Origin of the sequence: Tomitella gaofuii (assembly GCF_014126825.1) — a bacterium.
GTDB classification, from domain to species: domain Bacteria; phylum Actinomycetota; class Actinomycetes; order Mycobacteriales; family Mycobacteriaceae; genus Tomitella; species Tomitella gaofuii.
This window is the reverse complement of record NZ_CP059900.1, coordinates 2507560-2530177: the sequence shown is the minus strand read 5'-3', so window position 1 is coordinate 2530177 and position 22618 is coordinate 2507560. Positions and strand designations below refer to the sequence as shown.

At 73.1% G+C, this 22618-nt stretch carries 19 protein-coding genes; 7 read left to right on the top strand and 12 right to left on the bottom strand.

Annotated features, from left to right (window positions below):
• The first annotated feature begins 1 nt into the window (after position 1).
• Together H4F70_RS11760 and dxs are read left to right on the top strand one after the other, a co-directional pair.
• Positions 2–1366 (top strand): class I SAM-dependent RNA methyltransferase, encoded by a 1365-nt coding sequence (locus H4F70_RS11760; protein WP_182357336.1) that lies wholly within the window; start codon positions 2–4, stop codon positions 1364–1366.
• A gap of 336 nt (positions 1367–1702) precedes the next feature.
• A complete protein-coding gene (dxs, locus tag H4F70_RS11755; RefSeq protein ID WP_182357335.1) occupies positions 1703–3667 on the top strand; it encodes a 1-deoxy-D-xylulose-5-phosphate synthase in 1965 nt (654 codons plus the stop codon).
• Between the two features lie 39 nt (positions 3668–3706).
• On the opposite strand, the gene H4F70_RS11750 is transcribed toward dxs, so the two are convergent.
• Positions 3707–4984, bottom strand: a complete 1278-nt coding sequence (locus H4F70_RS11750) for an HRDC domain-containing protein (protein WP_182357334.1) — start codon at positions 4982–4984, stop codon at positions 3707–3709.
• Positions 4985–4993: 9 nt separating this feature from the next.
• Entirely contained in the window at positions 4994–6433 is a 1440-nt protein-coding gene (locus H4F70_RS11745) for a WS/DGAT/MGAT family O-acyltransferase (protein ID WP_182357333.1), read from the bottom strand.
• Between the two features lie 124 nt (positions 6434–6557).
• Between H4F70_RS11745 and H4F70_RS11740 the strand changes: the two genes are divergently transcribed.
• Entirely contained in the window at positions 6558–7799 is a 1242-nt protein-coding gene (locus H4F70_RS11740) for an alpha/beta hydrolase (protein WP_182357332.1), read from the top strand.
• On the opposite strand, the gene H4F70_RS11735 is transcribed toward H4F70_RS11740, so the two are convergent.
• Positions 7768–8364 carry a DUF3000 domain-containing protein gene (locus H4F70_RS11735; protein WP_182360365.1) on the bottom strand — a complete coding sequence of 199 codons (597 nt, stop codon included), beginning with the start codon at positions 8362–8364 and terminating at the stop codon, positions 7768–7770. The genes H4F70_RS11740 and H4F70_RS11735 overlap by 32 nt on opposite strands.
• Before the next feature lie 188 nt (positions 8365–8552).
• Here H4F70_RS11735 and hemE point away from each other — a divergent pair, with 188 nt between their 5' ends.
• Genes hemE through hemQ form a run of 3 tightly spaced genes read left to right on the top strand, consistent with a single transcriptional unit; the run spans position 8553 to position 11910 of the window.
• Positions 8553–9659: a uroporphyrinogen decarboxylase gene (gene hemE / locus H4F70_RS11730; protein ID WP_182357331.1), complete on the top strand. Its 1107-nt coding sequence runs from the start codon at positions 8553–8555 to the stop codon at positions 9657–9659.
• Positions 9660–9715: 56 nt separating this feature from the next.
• A complete protein-coding gene (hemG, locus tag H4F70_RS11725) occupies positions 9716–11155 on the top strand; it encodes a protoporphyrinogen oxidase (protein ID WP_182360364.1) in 1440 nt (479 codons plus the stop codon).
• A gap of 59 nt (positions 11156–11214) precedes the next feature.
• The gene (gene hemQ / locus H4F70_RS11720; RefSeq protein ID WP_182347653.1) at positions 11215–11910 is read left to right on the top strand and encodes a hydrogen peroxide-dependent heme synthase; all 696 of its coding nucleotides are present in this window, start codon (positions 11215–11217) and stop codon (positions 11908–11910) included.
• Between the two features lie 85 nt (positions 11911–11995).
• On the opposite strand, the gene msrB is transcribed toward hemQ, so the two are convergent.
• The 4 genes from msrB to H4F70_RS11700 form a co-directional block, all read right to left on the bottom strand.
• Positions 11996–12415 (bottom strand): peptide-methionine (R)-S-oxide reductase MsrB, encoded by a 420-nt coding sequence (gene msrB, locus H4F70_RS11715; RefSeq protein WP_182357330.1) that lies wholly within the window; start codon positions 12413–12415, stop codon positions 11996–11998.
• Entirely contained in the window at positions 12412–13794 is a 1383-nt protein-coding gene (locus H4F70_RS11710) for a glycosyltransferase family 87 protein (RefSeq protein WP_235681070.1), read from the bottom strand. The genes msrB and H4F70_RS11710 overlap by 4 nt, the downstream gene beginning before the upstream one ends.
• 140 nt (positions 13795–13934) lie before the next feature.
• Positions 13935–15494: an alpha/beta hydrolase gene (locus H4F70_RS11705; protein WP_182357329.1), complete on the bottom strand. Its 1560-nt coding sequence runs from the start codon at positions 15492–15494 to the stop codon at positions 13935–13937.
• A 26-nt stretch (positions 15495–15520) separates the two neighbouring features.
• Complete coding sequence (locus tag H4F70_RS11700; RefSeq protein WP_235681069.1) at positions 15521–16360, bottom strand: pyrimidine reductase family protein; 840 nt, start codon at positions 16358–16360, stop codon at positions 15521–15523.
• A 35-nt stretch (positions 16361–16395) separates the two neighbouring features.
• On the opposite strand from H4F70_RS11700, the gene zapE reads away from it, so the two are divergent.
• Positions 16396–17412 (top strand): cell division protein ZapE, encoded by a 1017-nt coding sequence (gene zapE / locus H4F70_RS11695; RefSeq protein ID WP_182347659.1) that lies wholly within the window; start codon positions 16396–16398, stop codon positions 17410–17412.
• Positions 17413–17433: 21 nt separating this feature from the next.
• On the opposite strand, the gene H4F70_RS11690 is transcribed toward zapE, so the two are convergent.
• From H4F70_RS11690 to H4F70_RS11670, 5 genes are all read right to left on the bottom strand, one after another.
• Positions 17434–17976: a GNAT family N-acetyltransferase gene (locus H4F70_RS11690; RefSeq protein ID WP_182357328.1), complete on the bottom strand. Its 543-nt coding sequence runs from the start codon at positions 17974–17976 to the stop codon at positions 17434–17436.
• Between the two features lie 20 nt (positions 17977–17996).
• A complete protein-coding gene (locus tag H4F70_RS11685) occupies positions 17997–18779 on the bottom strand; it encodes an SRPBCC family protein (RefSeq protein ID WP_182357327.1) in 783 nt (260 codons plus the stop codon).
• A 73-nt stretch (positions 18780–18852) separates the two neighbouring features.
• Positions 18853–19707 (bottom strand): FAD binding domain-containing protein, encoded by an 855-nt coding sequence (locus H4F70_RS11680; protein WP_182357326.1) that lies wholly within the window; start codon positions 19705–19707, stop codon positions 18853–18855.
• Entirely contained in the window at positions 19704–22106 is a 2403-nt protein-coding gene (locus H4F70_RS11675) for a xanthine dehydrogenase family protein molybdopterin-binding subunit (protein ID WP_182357325.1), read from the bottom strand. Before H4F70_RS11675 ends, H4F70_RS11680 begins: the two co-directional genes overlap by 4 nt.
• The gene (locus H4F70_RS11670) at positions 22103–22597 is read right to left on the bottom strand and encodes a (2Fe-2S)-binding protein (protein WP_182347668.1); all 495 of its coding nucleotides are present in this window, start codon (positions 22595–22597) and stop codon (positions 22103–22105) included. The genes H4F70_RS11675 and H4F70_RS11670 overlap by 4 nt, the downstream gene beginning before the upstream one ends.
• Positions 22598–22618 lie beyond the last annotated feature (21 nt).

Sequence of the window (22618 nt, the reverse complement as noted above, 5' to 3'; positions counted from 1 at the left end):
CATGGACTGGACCGGGAGAATCCTCGAGCTGCGCATCGACGCCGTGGGGCACGGGGGCGTGTTCGTGGCCCGCTCGGAGGGCCGCGTGGTGCTCGTGCGGCGCGCGCTGCCCGGGGAGCGGGTCCGCGCGCGCGTGACCGAGGACAAAGGCGGCTCATTCTGCCGGGCCGAGGCGACCGACGTCCTGGAGGCCGCCCCGGACCGGGTGGCGGACGCCTGCCCGGCCGCGCTCGCCGGCGCGGGGTGCTGCGACTTCTCGCACATCGCCCCCGACGCCCAGCGGCGGCTCAAGCAGGAGGTCCTCGCCGAGCAGCTCGCCCGCATCGCGCACCTGCCGCGGCAGGTCCCGGTGACGCCCCTGCCGGTCGCCGCGCCCGGGATGCACCCGGTCGCCGCGCCCGGGATGCACCCGGTCGCCGCGCCCGGGATGCACCCGGGCGCCGGTGGCACGGGTGCCGGGGATCCGGGGGCGGCCGCAGGGTGGCGGTCGCGCATCCGGCTGTCGGTGGACGACGCCGGCCGCGCCGGATACCGCCGCTACCGGGGCTCCGAGGTGGTGGCGGACCTGCGCTGCCCGCAGCAGATCCCCGGCGCGCTCGAGGGGCTGCAGGACACCGTCTGGCGGGCCGGCGCCGAACTGGCCGTGGCGGTGGACGACGACGGCCGCCGGCATGTGGTCGAAATCGCCCCGCCTCCGCTCACCCGGGCCGCGCACCGCCGGGCGGGGCGCAGAGGGGCGAGCGCGCGGCGGGCGGCCCGGTCGCAGCGCCGCGCCGAGCACATCGTCGAGGGCGGCGGGAGCGCGGTGCAACGCGTGGACGGACGCGAGTGGCGGCTGGCGCCCACGGGGTTCTGGCAGGTGCACACCGCGGCGGCGCAGGCGTACTCGGACCTGGTCGGCGCATGGTCGGGCCTGCGCGGCGGCGACACCGCGTGGGACCTGTACGGGGGCGCCGGGGTGTTCGCGGCGGCGATGGCCGCCCACGTCGGCGACGCGGGCCGCGTCGAGGTGGTCGAGTCGTCCGCGCAGTCCGTGCGCGACGGCCGGGACGCGCTGGCCGATCTGGATGCCGTGCGGTTCCACCACACGCGGGTGGGGCACGCGCTCGAGGAGTTCGCGGGCGCCGGCCGCGCGCCGGATGCGGTGGTGCTCGATCCCCCGCGTGCGGGGGCGGGCCGCGAGGTGATCGGGGCGCTGTCCGCGACGGCCGTCGCCAGGGTCGTCCACGTCGGGTGCGACCCCGCGTCGTTCGCCCGCGACCTGGGGCTCTACGGCGAGGCGGGTTTCCGGGTCGAGGAGCTGGCCGCGTTCGACGGCTTCCCGATGACCCACCACTTCGAGAGCTTCGCGCTCCTGGTGCGCTGATCCGCCGGTGCGGGTCCGCGCTGCCACGACGGGCCGCGACGACGGGGGATGCGGCACCGTACGGGTCGAGACGTGACGGTGGGTAACGTGAATCCGGCGGCACGGTGCCCGGAGCGGGTGCGGGGACATGCCCGTGGCGCAGGACATGTCCGTGCGCGCACGGTTCCGGTTGCGTGTTCCGTAGACTGGATCGGACGTGGACCGGGGCATGGAGTCGTGCGGCGACCCGCATGACCCGGCGGAACAGAGCAGTACACGCTGCGCAGGGTAGTACAGGGCAGTGCGGCGTCCGGACGTTCGTCCGGACGGAGGCATTCGTGGGAAGGACAGGCGACGATGAGCATGCTCGACCGCGTGCAGGAGCCCGCAGATCTGCGCGGGCTGAGCGGCGGCGAGCTGGAGTCGCTGGCCGACGAGATCCGGCAGTTCCTCGTGCAGCAGGTGTCGGCCACCGGCGGGCACCTCGGCCCCAACCTGGGCGTCGTGGAGACGACGCTGGCGTTGCACCGGGTCTTCGACTCGCCGCATGACCCGATCATCTTCGACACCGGCCACCAGGCGTACGTGCACAAGATCATCACGGGCCGCCGCGACGGTTTCGCCACCCTGCGCAAGAAGGGCGGGCTGTCCGGCTACCCGTCGCGGGCGGAGAGCGAGCACGACTGGGTCGAGTCCAGCCACGCCTCCGCCTCGCTGTCGTACGCGGACGGTATGGCCAAGGCGTTCGCCGTCTCCGGACAGGCCGACCGCACCGTGGTCGCGGTGGTCGGCGACGGCGCGCTCACCGGCGGCATGTGCTGGGAGGCGCTCAACAACATCGCCGAAGGCGTCGACCGTTCGCTGGTGGTGGTGGTCAACGACAACGGCCGTTCCTATTCGCCGACCATAGGCGGCCTTGCCACCCACCTGTCCGGCCTGCGGCTGCAGCCCGGATACGAGAGGGTGCTGGAGAACGGCCGGCGCCTGGTGCGCGGGGTCCCCGTGGTGGGGGAGGCCGCCTACAAGGTGCTGCACGGCGTCAAGACGGGCGTGAAGGACGCGGTGAGTCCGCAGGTGCTGTTCACCGACCTGGGCCTGAAATACCTGGGCCCGGTGGACGGCCACGACATGGAGGCGATGGAGTCCGCGCTGCGGATGGCCAAGGAGTTCGGCGGACCGGTGATCGTGCACGCGGTCACCCGCAAGGGCATGGGCTATGCGCCCGCGGAGAACGACGAGGCCGACCAGATGCATTCGGTGCGGGTGATCGATCCCGCGACGGGGCTGGCCAAGTCGGCCTCGGACCCGGACTGGACGTCGGCCTTCTCCGCCCACCTTATCGAGCGGGCCGCGGCCCGCGAGGACCTCGTGGCCATCACGGCCGCGATGGGCGGGCCCACCGGGCTGTCGGCGTTCGGCCGCGCCTACCCGGACCGGTTCTTCGACGTCGGGATCGCCGAGCAGCACGCCGTGGCGTCGGCGGCGGGGCTGGCGCTCGCCGGCATGCACCCGGTGGTGGCCATCTATTCGACCTTCCTCAACAGGGCGTTCGACCAGCTGCTGATGGACGTCGCGCTTCTGGAACAGCCGGTCACGCTCGTGCTCGACCGCGCCGGGGTCACGGGGTCGGACGGCGCCTCGCACAACGGGGTCTGGGACATGTCGTTGCTGGGGATCGTGCCCGGCATCCGGGTGGCGGCGCCGCGGGACGCCGCACGGCTGCGTGAGGAGCTCGACGAGGCGCTGGCGGTGGACAACGGTCCGACGGTGGTCCGCTTCCCCAAGGGCGCGCTGCCCGCCGAGCTGCCGGCGCTGGAACGGATCGGCGGCGTGGACGTGCTCGCACGCACCGGGGAGACCGCGGGCGGGCCGGCGGCGGGGGGCGCGGATGTGCTCCTCGTCGGCGTCGGGCCGTTCGCCGCCATCGGCGTCGACGCGGCCCAGCGGATGCGGATGCAGGGCATCTCGGCGACGGTGGTGGACCCGCGGTGGGTCATTCCCACGCCGGAGGCCCTGGTGGCGCTCGCCCGGACGCATGCGATGGTGGTCACGCTCGAGGACGGCGGGGTGCACGGCGGCATCGGCAGCGGCGTGTCCGCGGCGATGCGTGCTGCCGGAGTGGACGTGCCCAGCCGGTCGATCGGGGTGCCGCAGAGGTTCCTCGACCACGCCTCCCGCGGCGAGGTGCTGGCGGACCTGGGGCTGACGCCGGAGGCGGTGGCGCGCGAGGTCACAGAGTGGGTCGCGCACCTGGGCCTGGGCGGGTCGCCCGCCGCGGCGCTGCCCACGGACACCGGCCGCGGGCACATCGCGGCCGGCTGACGCCCCTCCCGGGGCACGGCGGGGCACCCGGGACGTCGGTCAGTGTCCGGCGTGCTGCCGGAACGCGGCCGCCAGTGCCTCCGCGGTGAGGGCGCGCTGCCAGTCGCGCGCGCCGGCGGCGTGCAGCAGGGCGTCGATGCGCGCCGCGGGCCCCGCGCCGGTGCCGTCGCCGGAGGGGTTTTCGCTCCCGTCCCAGCACAGCTCCCGCAACACTTTCGGTTCGAGGACGTTCTCGGCCGGCAGGTCGTGCGCCTCGGCGACGGCGGCGACGGCCTCGCGTGTGGCGGCGAGCCTGTCGGCGGCCTCCGGGCGGGCGGCGGGCCAACGTCCTGCCGGGGGGACGCCCCCGGCAGGACGCTGCGGCGGCAGGGCGGAGTCGGGCAGTGCCCGCGCCTCCGCGAGGGCGCCCAGCCACAGCGCGGACCGCTTGCGTTGACGCGGGCCGCCGAACACCGTGAGCGCACGCAGTTCGCCGACGGTGGCCGGGTCGGCGCGCGCGGCCTCGACGATGGCGGAATCGGGCAGCACCCTGCCCGGGGCGCGATCGAGGGACTCGGCGAGCGTGTCCCGTGCGGTCCACATCGCCCGGACGGCGGCCAGGCGTCGCCGCCCGCGGACCTTGTGGATCCCGGAGGTCTTGCGCCACCGGTCCGGCCGCGGCGCGGGCGGCGGCGCGGTGCGGATGTGCTCGAACTCCTGGCGGGCCCACTCCGCCTTGCCCTGTGCACGCAGCCGCTCGGCCAGTGCGTCGCGCAGCTCGACGAGCAGCTCGACGTCCAGGGCGGCGTAGTTCAGCCAATCGGCGGGCAGGGGCCGGCGGGACCAGTCCGCGGCGCCGTGCTGCTTGGCCAGTAGCAGGCCGAACTCGCGTTCCACCATCGCGGCCAGGTTGACCTTCCCCTGGTTGAGCAGGCGCCCGGCCAGTTCGGTGTCGAACAGCGCCGCGGGGCGCAGGCCGATCTCGGCGAGGCACGGCAGGTCCTGGTCGGCGGAGTGCAGCACCCATTCCAGCGGGTTCAGGGCGCGCGCGAGGGCATCGAGCGGTCCGGCCCCGGTGGGGTCGATGAGCGCGCTGCCCGCCCCCGTCCTGCGCAGCTGCACCACGTAGGCGCGGCCCGAGTAGCGGTAGCCGGAGGCACGCTCGGTGTCGACGGCGACGGGGCCCGTGCCCTCGGCGAGGCGCGCTGCGAACGCCGCCACCTCGGCGGCCGAGGTCAGCAGCGGCGGGACGCCCTCGCGCGGGGCCCGGAGCGGAGTGGCGGGCGGCGCGGCGTCCTCGTCCGCCGGGGCGTCACTGTCCTGTGGTGATTGCGGCATCGTTTCCGATCAGCTCGGGGTGTCGGCGGGCTGCGCGGGCGCGTCGTCCACGGGGGCCGGCCCGGCCTCGGCCGCGGCGACGAGGTCGTCGAGCGCGCCGTCCATGCTCTCCGCGAGTCTCCACAGGTCGGGGCTGAGTTCGCGGCAGGCGATGAGCCCGATGTTGAGCTGACCGGCGAGTGAGAACACGGTGATGTTCAAGCCCGCGCCGTGGAAGACGGGCCCCAGCGGGTACATCGCCTCGATGCGGGCGCCCAGGAAGTACAGCGGGATCGGCGGTCCGGGCACGTTGGAGATGACCAGGTTGTGCACCACGGGGTGGCGCTCGGCCAGGCGCAGCTTGGCGTAGGCGCGCATGGCCACGCCGAACATGTTGGCGCCGGAGAACTGCGCCCAGTCCTGCATGAGCGTCGCGCTCATCGCGTCCTTGTGCTCCTTGGCGATGTCGCTGTGCTCGGCGATGTACCGGATGCGCTCGTCGGGGTCTGCGATGTTGGTGGCCAGGTCGGTGAACATCCCGGTGACCTGGTTGGTGCCGGCGCGGTCCGATTTGCCGTGCACCGACACCGGGATCATGCCGACGAGCGGGGTGTCCGGCAGCTCGTCGTTGCCGTCGAGGTATGTGCGCAGCGCCCCGGCCACCATGGCCAGCACCACGTCGTTGACCTTGACCCCGAAGGCGTTCTTGACGGACTTGACCGCATCGAGCGGCACCTGGGTGTACGCGATGGAACGGTGCCCGGTGATGGTGCCGTTGAACGAGGTGCGCGGCGCGGAGAAAGGCACGGGCATGGCGCGCCCGTCCCGAGCCCGGCTGATCCAGCGCGGCACCACCGCGATGGTGCCCGGGAGGATCTTGGCCAGGCGCAGTGGCCTGCGGGCCACCGAGGCGATACCGGTGACGGCCAGGGACAGGGTGTCGGCCCCGCCCACGCGCTGCGCGATCAGGTCCGGATCCATCGGCGGGGCCTCGGGGGTGAGGCTGCACAGCTGCGACATCATGTTGGCGCCTGTGATGCCGTCGACGGTGGCGTGATGCATCTTGGACATGACGGCGACGTTGCCGTCGGCCAGGCCCTCGATCACCCACATCTCCCACAGCGGGCGCGTCCGGTTGAGCGGCTTGCCGGCGATCTGCGCGCACAGCTCGGACAGCTCCTCGCGGCCGCCGGGCGCGGGCACCGCCACGCGGTGGAAGTGGTGGTCGATGTCGAAGTCGTCCGCGTCGACCCACACCGGGTGGTCGAGGTTGAGGAAGGAATCCTGCAGCTTGCGCCGGAAGCCGGGCATCGCCTTGATCCGCGACGCCAGCTCGTCCTTGAGTTTGTCGAAGGTGTAGCCGCCCTCGACGGTGGACCCGTCGACGATGATCAGGCCGCAGACGTGCAGCAGCTGCGACGGCGTTTCGAGGTAGAGAAAACTGGCATCCAAGCCGCTGAGGCGTTCCATGCTTCGATCGTAATGGGTCGACATTCAACGTGTGCAATGTATGGTCACTGCCCGCGCGGCGCCGTGCCGCGGTCACTGCGGCGAGTGCACCGGCCGCGGCCGGGAACGCGTTATCGTCATGGTCATGGCCAACGGGTATCTGATCAGGCAGGCGGCGGCGGCCGCGGTGGCAGCGGACGTGCTCGCGCCGCCCAAGGAGATGGCGACGTCGGTGTTCGCGATGTTCGGCGGCTGGCTGGGCGCGGAGCTGGCCCCGCACGCCTTGGCGGCGCTGGCGGTGGACAGCGGGCAGCACCTGCTCCGGCACGGACTGCGCGGCGGGGCGGACAGGGCGGGCCTGGCGCTGGGGGCGGCCGCGGCCGCGGGGTTCGGGGCGTCGCTGGCGATCAGCCGCCGTGCCGGCGGCGCGGTGCAGGACGCGTTCGAGGCCGACCTGCCCGACGCGGACCGCGCTCTCCTGGACGAGATCCCCGCCGTGGACACGGCGATCCCGTACCGGGCGCTGGTCAACCCGTTCCGGATGGCGCGGCCCGGCGTGTTCCGCCGCCGCAACCTCACCTACGGCGACGGCTCCAAACGCACGCGCCTCAATGTCTACAGCCGCAGCGACAGTCCCGGCGGCGCCCCGATCCTGCTGCAGATCCACGGCGGCGGCTGGGTCATCGGCAACAAGGACCAGCAGGGCATCCCGCTGATGGAGGAGATGGCGTCGCGCGGGTGGGTGTGCGCGGCCGTGAACTACCCGCTTTCGCCCCGCGCGCGCTGGCCCGAGCACCTGATCGCGGTGAAGAAGGCCGTGGCGTGGCTGCGCGCCAACGCCGCGGACCTGGGTGCGGATCCGGAGTTCATCGCCGTCACCGGCGGCTCGGCCGGCGGGCACCTCACCGCGATGACTGCGCTCACCGGGCACGACACGGACCTGCAGCCGGGCTTCGAGGACCAGGACGTGGCGGTGCAGGCCGCGGTGCCGATGTACGGGGTCTACGACTTCGCCGCCGAGACCGGCATCCGCGCCACGAGCAAACGCGTGCACTCGCCGCTGAGTCCCATCGTCCTGGGCCGCGGGGCGCAGTTCCCCGACGCCTACCGCGCCGCGTCGCCGCTGGCGCACCTGAACGCCGATGCGCCGCCGTTCCTCGTCGTGCACGGGAGCAACGACGTGTTCATCCCGGCGCAGGAGGCGCGGATCTTCGCGGAGAAGCTGCGCGCCGAATCGCGGCAGCCGGTGGTGTACGCGGAGATCCCCGGCGCCCAGCACGCATTCGACGTGTTCCCGTCGGTGCGCACGGTGGCCGTGGTCCGCCAGGCGGCCCGCTTCCTGGAATGGTCGCTGCTCAGGAGCGGCCGCGCCCTGCCAGATCGGTGACGCCCTCCGGCGGCAGGCCGGCCGCCTGCGCCAGCAGCTCGCAGAAGGCCTCCACGTGCGCGGTGATCGCGGCCTGGTCGGGAGTCCACGAGGCGCGCATCTCCAGCTGGTGCGCACGCGGCGGGCCGGCGATGTCGCCGTAGCGCACCGACGTGGTGGAGGTGACCGTGCCGCCGAGCGAGTTGATCACGACGCCGCGTTGCTGCAGCGCCTCCTGCAGCCAGCTCCAGGCCACCTCGGGCAGCAGCGGATCCGAGGCGACGGCGGAGTCGAGGTCCGCCTGCACGTAGGACACGAGCCGGAATGTGCCGTTCCAGGCGTCGTCGCCCTGCGGGTCGTACAGCAGGATCAGCCGGCCGAACGCGTCGCCCTCGGACTGTTCCGGCACGGGGGCGGCGTCGGCGTCGTCGTGCCGCACCTCGGCGCCGACCGCGTAACTGTAGGGGGCGAGGCGCTGGGGTGGGCGGATCGGTCCGAGTGCGATCTCGCGGCGGACCGACGCGGAGTTCATCGCGTCGACGGCGACGCGAAAGACCGCGGGTTCCGCCTGCAGTCCGGAAGTCATCACGCCCCGGACGCTAAACCCGTTGTACCCGGCGGGCGGGGAGGCGCGCCGTGGAGTATACGGATCCGTCGCGCATGCCGCCCCGTGATCCGCGGTGCACCGGCCCCGCCCGGCGGCGTGGCACCCTTGCGGGGGACGAGCGCGGCCGCGGATTTCCGCGGCGACCGATACCGGGAGATGATGTGACCATGGCTGAGTTCCCGACCCCCGCTTCCGACGCCGCGACGCCGCCTGCGGGCCGGCCCGGCCCCGCCCGCCGCGACCTCACCGACGCGCCGCTGATCGCCGCGGCGCACGGGCGCACGCCCTCGCGCCGCCCCGTGTGGTTCATGCGGCAGGCGGGCCGTTCGCTTCCCGAGTACCGGCGGGTCCGTGAAGGCATCGGCATGCTCGAATCGTGCTTCACCCCCGACCTCGCCTGCGAGATCACGCTGCAGCCGGTGCGCCGGCACGACGTGGACGCAGCGGTGCTGTTCTCCGACATCGTCGTGCCGCTCAAGGCCGCCGGGGTGGACCTGGACATCGTCGCCGGGCGGGGCCCGGTGATGGCGGAGGCGGTGCGCACCCGCGCCGGGGTCGACGCGCTGCCGCGTCTGATGGCCGAGCAGGTGGGCCCGGTGGCCGAGACGATCCGGTTGCTGGTGGGCGAGCTGGGGCGCGTGCCGCTCGTGGGTTTCGCCGGCGCTCCGTTCACGCTCGCGTCCTACTTGGTGGAGGGCGGTCCCAGCCGCAACCACGAGCACACCAAGGCGCTGATGTACGGCGAACCGGACACCTGGCACGCCCTCATGGGCCTGTTGACGGACAACACGATCACCTTCCTGCGCGCGCAGATCGCGGCGGGGGTCGACGCGGTCCAGCTGTTCGACTCGTGGGCGGGCGCGCTGTCTCTCGCCGATTACCGCGAATACGTCAAGCCGCACTCGGAACGGGTGTTCGCCGAGGTGGCGGGGGCCGGCATCCCGCGCATCCACTTCGGCGTGGGCACCGGGGAGCTGCTGGCGGAGATGGCGGACGCGGGCGCCGACGTGGTGGGGGTGGACTGGCGGGTGCCGCTGGACGACGCCGCCCGGCGGATCGGCGGCGGCCAGGCCCTGCAGGGCAACCTGGACCCGGCGGTGCTTTTCGCCGACGCGCCGACGGTGCGCCGCAAGGCAGTGGAGGTGCTCGAGGCGGGCGAACGGGCCGTGCGGGCGGGGGCGGCCGGGCACGTCTTCAACCTGGGGCACGGGGTGCTGCCGGACACGGATCCGGACATGCTCACCCGGCTCGTGGAATGGGTGCACGAGTACTGATGGCGGACCGCCACGGCGCAGCGGAAACGAACACAGCCGCAACCGGCACGGTCGCAATGGGCGCGGGCGCGCCGCTGCGCGTCGCCGTCGTGGGCGGCGGGGTGAGCGGATTGGTGGCGGCGCACCGCGTCCGTTCGCTGCTGGGCGGCGCCTGCCGCATCGCGCTGTTCGAGCAGTCGGGGCGGCTCGGCGGCAAGCTCCGCACCGTTCCGCTCGCCGGTGTGCCCATGGAGGTCGGCGCGGAGGCCTTCCTGGCCCGCCGTCCCGAGGTGCCGGCGCTGCTGGCGGAGCTGGGGCTGGACGGCGAGGTGGTGCACCCTGCGGGTCGCTCCCCGCTGCTGCGCGCCGGGGGCCGGCTGCGTGCCGTGCCGACGGGCACCCTGATGGGGATCCCCGCCGACCCGGCGTCGCTGTCCGGCCTGCTGGGCGCGTCCGCCGCGGAGGCGGCGCGGCGCGACGCGGCCCCGATGTCGTGGGCACCCGGCTTCGACACCACGGTGGGGGAGCTGGTGCGGTGCCGCTACGGCGCCGCGGTGGTGGAGAGGTGCGTCGACCCGCTGCTGGGCGGGGTGTACTCGGGGTCGGCGGGGACGATCGGCGTGCGGGCGGCGCTGCCCGGCCTGGCCCGGGCGCTCGACGCGGGAGCGCCGTCGCTGGGACGGGCAGTGGCCGCCGCGGCGGAGGAATCCCGGCGGGCCGCCGGCACCGGGCCGGTGTTCGGGGCGCTGCGCGGGGGGTACTCCCGGCTCGTCGACGCCCTCGCCCGGCAGAGCGGGGCGGAGATCCGCATGCGCACGGCGGTGACCGCGGTCGAGCGGGCCGGAGGATCGGCGGACGGAGCCTGGCGGCTCGTCGTCGAGCCCGCGGACGGGACCGGGTCGGACCGTGGCCGGCGTGTGCTGCACGTCGACGCGGTGATCCTGGCGCTGCCGGCGCCCCGGGCGGCGCGGCTGCTGCGGACGGCGGCGGCCGTGGCCGCGGCCGAGGCCGCGCGGATACCCCTCGCCGATTCCGCCGTCGTCGCGCTCGCCCTGCCCTTCGATACCGCGCTGCCCGACGCGTCGGGGGTGCTGGTCGCCACCGGGGAACGGGGGGTGGGCGCCAAAGCCTGCACCCTGTCGAGCAACAAATGGCCGCACCTCGCCCCGGTCGACGAGGCGGGCGTCCGGTTGCTGCGGCTGTCGTACGGCCGGTACGGCGCCGCGGAGGTCGTCGGCGAATCCGACGGGGACCTCGTCGCCCGGGCACGCGGCGACCTGTACGCCCTGCTGGGCGTCGACGCTGCACCGGTGGACGTGCACGTGCAGCGCTGGCGCGGCGGGCTGCCGCAGTACGGTGCAGGTCACGAGGACAGGGTCGCCGCGATCGAAACGGCGGTGGCGGGGCTGCCCGCGCTCGGCGTCGCCGGCAGCGCCTGGCACGGGGTCGGCGTGCCGGCATGCATAGGCGGGGCGCGCGCGGCGGCGGAATCGGTCGTGGGGGACATCACACGCTGACTCCCGCGGTGTGACGTCCGCGACGGCCGCCTCGCCGTCGTCGGTGGCAGGATGAGGGCATGGCGAAACTCGACTACGCGAAGCTCAACTCCACCGTCCGCTACCTGATGTTCTCGGTGTTCCATGTGACGCCGGGCGAGCTGGGGGAGGACCGTTCGGCGGCGATCTCCGAGGCCGAGGAGTTCTTCGGCGGACTCGAGGGGCGCGGCGTCGAGCTGCGCGGGCTCTACGACATCCAGGGCATGCGCGCCGAGGCCGACTGGATGATGTGGACCCACGCCGAGCGCATCGAGGACCTGCAGAAGGTGTACACGGACCTGCGCCGCACCACCGCGCTGGGGCGCGCCAGCACACCGTACTGGAGCAACGCCGCGCTGCACCGTCCCGCCGAGTTCAACAAGAGCCACGTGCCCGCGTTCATCGCCGGCGAGGATCCGGGCGACTACGTCTGCGTGTACCCGTTCGTCCGCTCCTACGACTGGTACGTGCTGCCCGACGAGGACCGGCGCCGCATGCTCGCGGAGCACGGCATGGGCGCCCGCGCCTACCCGCACGTGCGGGCCAACACGGTCCCGGCGTTCGCGCTGGGCGACTACGAGTGGATCCTCGCGTTCGAGGGGCCGGTGCTGGCCGACATCGTGGACCTCATGCGTGACCTGCGCGCCAGCGAAGCCCGGCTGCACGTGCGCGAGGAGGTCCCGTTCTTCACCGGGCCGCGGGTGCCGGCCGCCCGGCTCATCGAAGCCCTGCCCTGACCTCGCGGGCCCCGGACGTGCGGGCCGTGCGCACGGGCCCGCGGCCTGGGCGTACGGCCCGCACGTCGTCGGCCCGCCGGGCCGGCTAGGCGGGCTTGAGGCGCAGCGAGATCGAGTTGATGCAGTACCGCTGGTCGGTGGGCGTCGGATAGCCCTCGCCGGTGAACACGTGGCCCAGGTGGCTGTGGCAGTTGCGGCACAGCACCTCGGTGCGCACCATGCCCATGCTCGCGTCCTCGCGCAGGATCACCGCGTCGGACTGTGCGGGGTCGAAGAACGACGGCCAGCCGCAGTGCGAGTGGAACTTCTCGGTGCTGCGGAACAACTCGGCGCCGCAGGCGCGGCACTCGTAGACGCCCTCGTCTGTGGTGTCGGTGTACTCGCCGATGAACGGGCGTTCGGTGCCGGCCTGCCGCAGCACCGCGTACTCGTCGGGGGTGAGCTGCGCGCGCCACTCCGCATCGGAGCGCTCGACCTGGGGGGCTGGCAACTGTCCGGAAGTCATGTCCCCACGGTAATACTCTGCGCACCCGCCGGGCCATCGCCGGAGTTCTCGTCCCGCCCGTCCGTCCCGTCGCCGTCCGCGGAAGGCGCCCCGGCCGGAGCGCCCCGGTCCTGCTCGTCTCCGCGGTCGTGAGGGCGACGTTGCGCGGAGGCACTCCGGGCGGGTCCGTCCGGCGGGAGCGGGTCGATGCCGCCGTCGAGCCGACCCTGCGCCCGGGCCGCGAGGTACCGGTTGAGCAGCACCGTGAAGATGACCACGAGCAGCAGGGCCCAGCCGAACGTGGCCCGCAGCGATTCGATGGTCTTGCCGGTCATGATGAACCGCGACGAGTACCAGCTGTCGAAGCTGAGGAACAGGTAGGCCGCCACCCACGCCGGCCAGGTGCGCACCACGGAGTTGCGCAGCACCACCGTCATCATCAACGGGAACACGAGCATCGAGTAGTACTGCTGGCCCAGCGACCCCAGCAGGAACGACGCCGTGAGCAGCACGCCGGTGCCTGTGCACAGGTAGAACCGTTCGTCGGCGCGGTGGAAGCGGAAGAGCAGATACAGCGACACGAGCACCGTCAGCCCCAGGAGGATCCGCACCACCCACACGAGCGGCTCGGCGACCCCGAAGTAGGCGCCCGCGCCGACGAGGGCGCTGTTGAAGTAGTCGCGCGCCTCGGTGAGGTAGGGGAGCGTGTGGTTGATGAACTCGGTCGAGTCGGTGATCAGGGGCCACGCCGCGGCGTTGAGGATCAGCGGGATGCCGAGAGCGGCGACGAACGGGCGCCACTGCTTCTTGAGCAGCGGCAGCAGCAGGATCGGCGCCAGCACCGGCTTGATCGCGATGGTCAGGCCCATGGGCACGCCGGCCCACAGGTGGTGTCCGCGGACCATCAGCGTGAGGAACAGGACCTCGCAGAGCAGAACGATCCCGTTGACGTTGCTGAAGATGAGAGTGTTCGACACGGTCTCGGTGAAGAACATGGCGAACAGCAGTACGGGCGCGGCCACGGACCGGATGCCGTAGTCGAACAGCCGCAGCAGCAGGTAGCCGGCGATGATGATCGCCACGGCGTTGGCCGCGATGAACAGCCACCGCGACCACTCGTAGTTGATCAGGCCCAGCGGGGAGAGCAGCAGGGTCCCGCCCGGCGGGTACAGGTAGTGCGGGGTGACGGTGTCGAGGTCGCCGCCGTAGATGGGCAGGTGCTGCCAGAACCGCCATGCCGCGTCGTAGACCGGGTTGAAGTCGTCGGTGTGCGCCCCCTGCACCGCCAGCGACAGCACGCGGTGGAGCACGGTGAACACGGCGATCGGCCACATCGCGGCCTTGATGGCCGCGGAGCGGGTCCATGCGGTGCGGGGCAGGAGGAGATCGGTCGACGGCACGCGTGCACGGTATCGCGTATCGCCGCGGGGGTGCGCCGGGACACCCCGTCGGTGACCGAGGCCGCACGCTGTAAGAGGCGGGGGACGCCGCGGCGCGGCCGGTCACGCACCGTCACGCCCCGTACGGCGGGCGGCGCGGATCAGACCGGGCAGGCGGTGCCCCCCGGGGGGATCGCGGCATCGTCGAGATAGCGGCCGAGCTGCTCGACGGCGCAGCCCGATCCCCACAGTGCCCCGTGTCCCACCCCCTCCCAGGTCACGGTCGCAGCAGGCGAACCGGTGCGCGCGATCGCGGCGGTCACCGAATCCACCGCGCCGGAACCCACCACGGTGTCCGCCGCGCCGGAGAACAGCAGCACCGGCACGTCGAAGCCCTCGGGCAGATCCGGCTCCTGGTGCGACGGCCAGGACGCGCAGGTGAGCATCCGGACGGCGGCGTCCGCGCCGAACACGGGGTACTTGCCCGCCCAGTCCGTCTGCGCGGTGTGCGACTGGTCCGGCGTGGCCGGCGGCGGCGCGTCGCTGCACTGCGCCACGAACTCGCCGCTGGTGACGGCCTGCGCATCGGCGAACACGCGCAACGCGTCCACCTCGCCGCGCGCGGCTCCGCCGATGAGCTCGCCGAGCCGGGCCACCCGCTGGTCCCACGGCCGCGCGGAGTCGGCGAGCGTCTGCCGGACGACGGTGAGCACCGAGCCGCTGCTCACGCCCCGGATCAGGCCCATCTCCGCCGAGTCGAGCAGCGTGCCGAGGGTGCGCGCCGGGTCGGGACCCGCTGCGCAGCCGGTGGCCGTGCAGTCGGAGACGAACCGGGCGAGCGCCGCCTGATCGGCCTGGGCCCTGCGCTCGGCGGTGGTCGCGGCGTCGACGCGCAGCGGGCCGGGCGAGTCCATGATCAGGCGCGCCAAGTGGCCGGGCACATTGGCCTGGTACGCCAATGCCACGTCGGACGCGTCGCCCAGGGTGAGCAGCGCGATCTTGTCGACGCCCCAGTAATTGCGGAGCGTGTCGATGTCGGAGGCGGCGTGCACGGCGTCGAACGCGTCGACGGCGGGCCGCAGCACGTCGGTGCACGAGACGGTGACGCGGTTGACGGTGTCCATCATGGACTGCGCGCGGGCCACCGGGTCACCTCCGCGCCCCGCCGCGGTGAGGTCGGCGGCGTCGGTGCCGGTGAAGCAGGCGGGATCGGTGGACGGCCCGGTGCCGCGGCGGTCCACGGCCACCACCGGGCGCGCGTCGACCACCGCGCCGCCCGTGCCTGTCGCCAGGCCGGCGAGCGCGCTGCGCGAGGACTGGTCGCTTCCCGCCATGAGGACCAGCGGGGCAGCGTCCTGGGGGGTCGCCGCGGTGCGCGCGCGGGTGAGGTCGATGCCCACGTCCGACTGCGACGTGGCAGGGTCGAGCGGGCCGGTGATCGTCGCGCATTCGATGACGAGGCCGTCCGGGCCCGGGGGGAGCCCGACGGTGGGGTCGGTGCGGCAGGGCCGCCAGCGCGGCTGCTGCTGCGGCACCCCGGCGTGCGGCGGCGGGGGAGGCGCGGTGGTGGTCGGCGTGGCCGGTGATCCCTGCGCCTGGCCGGCGACCGCATAGTCCGGGGGCATGGAAGGCCCCGCCGCGCACCCCGAAAGGACCGCTCCCGCGAGGGCCGCTCCCGCGAGGGCGATGCCGGCGGACGGGTACTTGTCTGATCGACGCACCCCACGAGCGTGCCAGCCGCCGGCCCTCACCGCTCGTCCCGGCCCCGTGCGACGGTCCAGCGGGTGAACAACGCGCCGTCGTCGCCGGCGAGGAGGTGCCGGCGGGTCAGCGGCGCGGGCGTCGATGCCGGCCCCACCGCCATGCGCGGCGCGTTGCCCCCGACGAGGACCGGCGCCACGGTCAGGCACAGCTCGTCCACCGCCCCCGCCGCGAGCAACCGGCCGGTGAGGTTGGGGCCGCCCTCGCACAGGATGCGGGTCAGCCCGCGGGCGGCGAGTATCGGTGCGATGCCGGCCACGTCGGGCCGTGCAGCGCCGGGCCCGGCACCGGACTCCCGGGGCCGGTCCGGCAGCACCGCGATCTCCGTGCCCGCCTCCTCGAGCGCCCGCACGTGGACCGGGTCGGCCGCCGAGGAGACGATGACGAGGGGCGGGACCGCGGTGTCGTGGAACAGCCGGTGCGACGGGTCGATGCGCGCCGTCGCGCTGACCACGGCGATCCGCGGGATCTCCGGCCGGCCCGCGGCCACCCGCCGCCGGCGGTCCTCGGCGGGGATCCGCGCACCCCCGTAGTTCTCCGCCCGCACGGTGCCGGCGCCGACCACGATGACGTCGGCCAGGGCGCGCAGCAGGCCGAACACACGGCGGTCGCCGGGGCCGCCGAGCCCCCCGGACCGGCCGTCGACGGCCACGGCGCCGTCCACGCTGGTGATGAAGTTGACCCGCATCCAGGGGCCGTGCGCCTCCGGGTACGCGTACAGCGCGGCCAGCCGGTCCGGGGAGAGCGGGCCGGCGGGGGACGGTGCATGGCCCCCGGCGGGAGCATCCAAGGCTGTGAACTGGATCGCATTACTGTCACGGTGCACGAGGTCGATCACATCACATCGCTTAAACTGCCGAAATGCTCCAGCATCTCGTCGACCGCAACCCCCAGGTCCCGTCGGACCAGCTCGTGGGCCAGCTCACGCCTCCGGCGATGTTCGACGACGTCAGCTTCGCCTCGTACATTCCGGACCCGGCGGAACCGTCGCAGACCGAAGCGGTGCGGGCGGCGGAGAAGTTCGCGAGCGGCCTGGGCGACAAGAAGGGCAGACGGGGCCTGTTCGGTCGCAAGAGCAAGACCGCCACCGGCTCCGGGCTCTACCTCGACGGCGGGTTCGGCGTGGGCAAGACGCACTTGCTGGCGTCGATCTACCACGCGGCTCCGTCGCCCAAGGCGTTCGGCACCTTCGTCGAGCTCACGCACGTGGTGGGCGCGCTGGGCTTCAACAACGCGGTCGAGCAGCTCTCCGGGCACAGCGTGCTGTGCATCGACGAGTTCGAGCTGGACGACCCCGGCGACACGATGCTCGTCTCGCGCCTGCTCACCGAGCTGTCCGCGCAGGGCGTGTCGATCGTGGCCACCTCCAACACGCTGCCCGGCCAGCTGGGGGAGGGCCGCTTCGCCGCGCAGGACTTCCTGCGCGAGATCCGCAGCCTGTCGTCGATCTTCCAGACGATCCGGGTCGACGGGCCCGACTACCGCCACCGCGACCTCCCGCCGGCGCCCGAGCCGGTGACGTCGGACCGCCTGCACGAACTGGCGGAGGCCACGGAGGGCGCCAGCATGGACGAGTTCGACGCGCTGTGCGACCACCTGGCCAAGCTGCACCCGTCGCGGTACAAGAAGCTGGTCGAGGGCGTGTCCGCGGTGTTCATCGACGGCGTGCACGCGGCCCGCGACCAGGCCGTGGCGCTGCGGCTCGTGGTGCTGGCCGACAGGCTCTACGACGCGGGGGTGCCGGTCACGGTGGCGGGCGCCCGTCTCGACGAGATCTTCACCGAGGAGATGCTCTCCGGCGGTTACCGCAAGAAGTACCTGCGCGCCACCTCGCGGCTGCTGGCGCTCTCGCGGTTCAGCGTCGCCTCCGCGGGGTGACGTCGGCCGGGTGTCCGGCTGCTATACCGTGCGGGTCATCACATAGTCGTCGTGCACGTCCGCGCCGACGCGGAGCGTCTTGGTGCCCGCGACGGCGAAACCGTGCTTGCAGTAGAACCGCTGCGCCCGCGTGTTCTCCTGGTTCACCCCCAGCCATGCGCCGGCGTCGCCCCGCGCGCGGCACGACTCCAGCACCGCCCGCATGAGGGCGCCGGCGACGCCGGTGCCGTGGGCGGCGGGGTCGGCATAGAACTTGCTGATCTCCGTCGCCGGGACATGTGTGATGAGCCGGGCGATCGCCGCGTCGGCGGGTGGAGCGTGCACGAGCATCGCGTAGGCCACCGCGGACCCGCCCTCGCGCGCCAGCAGCAGGGTGCGGCGCGGGTCCGCCAGGTACTCGGCGAACCGGGCGGCGGACAGGTGCTCGGCCACGAACACGCGCACGTCCGCCTCGGTGACCCCGGGCGGACAGGCGAGGGGGAAGGTCACCGCGGCGAGGGCGGCGAGCTCGTCGGCGTGCGCCGGCGCGGCGCGGGTGATGCCGGATCCGGCCTGCAGTGTCATGCCGCCCAGCATGGCACCCGTCAGTCGTCCTCACCCCGGCGGCACCGCAGGATGACCATCACGATCAGCGCGGCGACGGCGCCCGCCCCGATCAGCGGCAGTGCACGTTTGAGCACCGCGCCGCGGGCGAACTCCGACAGGTCGAGCGCCTCCGTCTCACGTGGCGCGGCGGCGGGGCGGCCGGCGGGGCCCGCGCCGTCTCCGGTGGAAAGCGGGGCGGCCGGTGCGGCGGCGTCCGCTCCGGCGGCGCCCACCGTGCCACCGCCGTCCGTGGAACCGCCCCCGGCGTCGCCGGCGGTGCCGGGGCCCACGGAGTCCTGCCCCTCGGAGTCGTCCTGCCCCTCGGAGCTTCGGCCGTCGGATGCTGCGAGCGCGTCGCCCAGATTGACGGCGAACTGTTCGAGGATCTTCCCTCCGACCTCAGCGATCATGCCCCGCCCGAACTGTGCCGGCTTCCCGGTGACGGTGAGGTCGGTGGTGGAGGCTCCGGAGGTGCGTTCCCCGTCGCCGGTGAGCCGCAGCGTCACGGTGGCTGCCGCGGTCCCGTTGCCCTTGGCGTCTTTGCCGGCGGCCTTGATCACCACGGTGTGGGTGGCTTCGTCGGTCTCGATGTATTCGCCGGTGCCCTTGTACTGCATTGACACCGGGCCGAGCTTCACCTTGACCTTACCGGTGAACGTCTGCGCTTCCACCCCGGTGAGCGTGGCGCCGGGCATGCACGGTGCCACGCGTTCGGGGTCGAGCAGCGCCTGCCAGACCTCGTCGACGGACGCGGGCACGGTGAACGAGTGCTCCAGTTCCACTGGGTCTTCTCCTTTGCATCACGGTGGTGGGCGGGAGGTTCGCACCGGGCGTGGCCGGGGAACGGGGGTCGGGTCACGTGCCGGCGGCGGCCGCCACCGCCCGGGCAGTGAGGATCTGCGCCAGGTGCGTGCGATATTCCCCGTCGGCGTTGCCGTCCGGGGTGGGGCTGGTGCCCTCACCGGCACGCGCGGCGGCGTCGCGGATGGTGGCGGCGTCGGCGGGGCGGCCCACCAATGCCTCTTCGACCCCGCGGGCGCGCACGGGGACCGACGCCATGTTGGTCAGCGCCACCCGGGCCTCCGCGATACGCCCGTCCGACACCTTCAGCGCGGCCGCGACGGCGACGATGGCCCAGGCTTGTGCGGTCCGGTTGAACTTCTCGTAGTGTCCCGTCCACCCCGTGTGCTTGGGCACGCGGATCTCGACGAGGATCTCGTCGGGCCCCACCGCGGTGGTGAACAGGTCCTTGAAGAACTCGGCCGCGGGCACCTGGCGCCGGCCTTGCGGCCCCGCGATGGTCATCGTCGCGTCCAGCGCCAGGGCGGGGGCGAGGAGGTCGCCCGCCGGGTCGGCGTGGGCCAGCGCCCCACCGAGCGTGCCCCGGTGCCGGATCTGCGCGTCCGCCACGGTGCCCGCGGCCTCGGCCAGCAGCCGGGCGTGGTCGCGCACCAGCGGGTCGTGCAGCACGTCGTGGTGGGTGGTCATCGCGCCGATCGCCACCGCGTCGCCGTCGTCGCGCACGCCGCGCAACTCGGCGATGCGGCCCAGGTCCACCACCACCGCCGGGTCGTTCATGCGCAGGCGCAGCACCGGCATGAGGCTCTGGCCGCCGGCGATGATCTTGGCGTCGTCGCCGGCGTCGGCGAGGGCGCGCAGGGCGTCGTCGACGGTGTCCGGCGCTGTGTAGTCGAATGCGGAGGGGATCATCGTGCACCTGCACCTTCCTGGATGGCCTTCCACACGCGCATCGGCGTGCACGGCATGTCGATGTCCTGCACCCCGAGGTGGCGGACGGCGTCGAGCACCGCGTTGACCACCGCCGGGGTGGAGGCGATGGTGCCCGCCTCGCCGACGCCCTTGACGCCGAGGACGTTGCTGGTGGCGGGCGTCTCGGTGCGGTCGGTGGTGAATGAGGGCAGGTCTGCCGCCGAGGGCAGCAGGTACTCGGCGAACGAACCGCTGAGCAGAGTCCCGGAATCGTCGTAGACGGCCTCTTCGAACAACGCCTGCGCGATCCCCTGAGCGAGGCCGCCGTGGACTTGGCCCTCCACGAGCATCGGGTTGACCACGGTGCCCACGTCGTCGACCGCCACATAGGAGCGCAGCGCCACCCGGCCGGTGTCGGTGTCGACCTCCACCGCGCACAGGTGGGTGCCGTGCGGATACGAGAAGTTCTCCGGGTCGTAGGTGGCCTGCGAATCGAGGCTCGGCTCGACCCCGTCGGGGAGGTCGTGCGCGGCGAAGACCGCCAGCGCCACGTCGGCGATGCCGACGGCGGCCTCCGTGCCGCGCACGCGGAAACCGCCGTCGGCGAAGTCCAGGTCGTCCTCGGCGCACTCGAGCATGTGGGCGGCGATGGGGCGGGCCTTGGCGATCACCTTGTCCACCGCGTGTGCGACGGCGACGCCCCCGACGGTGAGCGAGCGGGAACCGTAGGTGTCGAGGCCCTTGGGGGATGCCTGCGTGTCGCCGTGGATGATCTCGACGTCGTCGAAGGGCACGCCGAGCCTGTCCGCCACCAGCTGGCTGAAGCCGGTGACATGGCCCTGCCCGTGCGGGGAAATGCCCGTGACCACCTCGACCTTGCCGGTGGGCAGCATGCGGATGGACGCATGTTCCCAGCCGCCGGCGCCGTAATCGAGCGAGCCGAGCACACGCGACGGGGCCAGCCCGCACATCTCCGTGAACGTGGATACCCCGATGCCCAATTGGACGGCGTCGCCGTGCTCGCGCCGCTCCGCCTGTTCGCGACGCAGCGCGTCGTAGTCGAACAGTTCACGGGACTTCGCAGTGGCCGCCTCGTAGTTGCCGGTGTCGTACGTGAGCCCGGCGACGGTGGTGTAAGGGAACTCCTCGTGCCGGATCCAGTTCTTCTCCCGGACGGCCAGCGGGTCCATGCCGAGTTCCGCGGCCAGCTCGCTCATCATCCTCTCGATGGCGAAGGTGGCCTCGGGCCGTCCCGCGCCGCGGTAGGCGTCGGTGGGCACCTTGTTGGTGAACACGTTGGTGCAGGTGAACCGGTAGGCGGGGATCTTGTAGATGCCGTTGTACATGAACCCGCCCAGGATGGGCACGCCCGAGGTGAGGATGCGCAGGTAGGCGCCCATGTCGGCGAGCAGGTCCACTTTGAGTCCGGTGACGGTGCCGTCGCGCCGGGCCGCCAGGGTGAGCCTTTGCACCTGCGCGCGGCCGTGGTGGCCGGTGGCCATCGCCTCCTCGCGGGTCTCGGCGAACTTGACCGGTTTGCCCAGCCGGCGGGCGGCGACGAGGGTGAGCACCTCCTCCGGGGTCACCTGGAGCTTGCCGCCGAAGCCGCCGCCCACGTCGGGCGCGATGACGCGCAGCTTGTGCTCCGGCAGTCCCAGCGTCATCGCGAGCATGAGCCGGAGGATGTGCGGGATCTGCGTGGCGGACCACATCGTGATCTGCTCGGCCGTGGGGTCCACGACGACGGCGCGCGGCTCCATGAACGCGGGAATGAGCCGCTGCTGGTGCAGGGTGCGGCGCACCACGATGTGCTCCGCAGAACCTTCGGCCTCGGCAATGGCGGCGTCGACATCGTCGCCGCTGCCCGCCTGGGCGGAGTCGAGCGACCACACGGCGCTGACGTTGGAGCCCAGTGCGGGATGCACCAGCTCGGCCCCGTCGGCGACGGCGGACTCGAGGTCGAGCACGACGGGCAGGTCCTCGTAGTCCACGTCGATGCCCTCGAGCGCGTCGTGCGCCTCGTAGTCGCTGCGGGCGACGACCACGGCCACGGCATCGCCGGCGAAGTTCACCGTGTCCACCGCCAGCGGCGGGGCGGGAGGCGCCTTCTGGTCGGGGGTGACGGGCCACGCATTGGGCAGGCTGCCCTGCTCTTCACCGAGGTCCGCGCCGGTGTAGACGGCGACGACCCCCGGCATCCCGCGCGCCTCGGAGACGTCGATGCCGGTGATGCGCGCATGGGCGACGGGGCTGCGGAGCACCGCCATGTGCAGCATGCCCGGCAACGTGATGTTGGCGGTCCACCGGGTGCGGCCGGTGATCAGGTGCGCATCCTCCTTGCGGGTGCGCGAACGGCCGATCTCACCGGAGTGGGCCTGGGGTTCGGCGACGGAGGTCATCGGGCACCTCCGGTCTGTGCGGCGGAACCCTCACGCATGCGGACCGCCGCATCCTGCACGGCCCGGACGATGTTCTGGTAGCCGGTGCAGCGGCACAGGTTGCCCTCGAGGCCCTCGCGGATCTGCTGCTCGTCAGGATCGGGGTTCTCGCCGAGCAGGTCCACGGACTGCATGATCATCCCCGGCGTGCAGTACCCGCACTGCAGCGCATGGTGCGAGTGGAATGCCTCCTGCACCGGGTGCAGCGCTCCGTCCTGCGCCAGCCCCTCGATGGTGGTCACCTCGTGCCCGTCGGCCTGGACCGCCAGCACCGAGCAGGATTTGACGCTGCGCCCGTCCAGATGCACCGTGCAGGCGCCGCAATTGCTGGTGTCGCAGCCGGACACGGTGCCGACCTTGCCGATCCGCTCGCGCAGATAGTGCACCAACAGGGTCCGCGGCTCCACATCGTCGGAGTATCTGGTGCCGTCGACCACAACAGAGATGCGCATGGAAACCTCCGGCTTGACGCG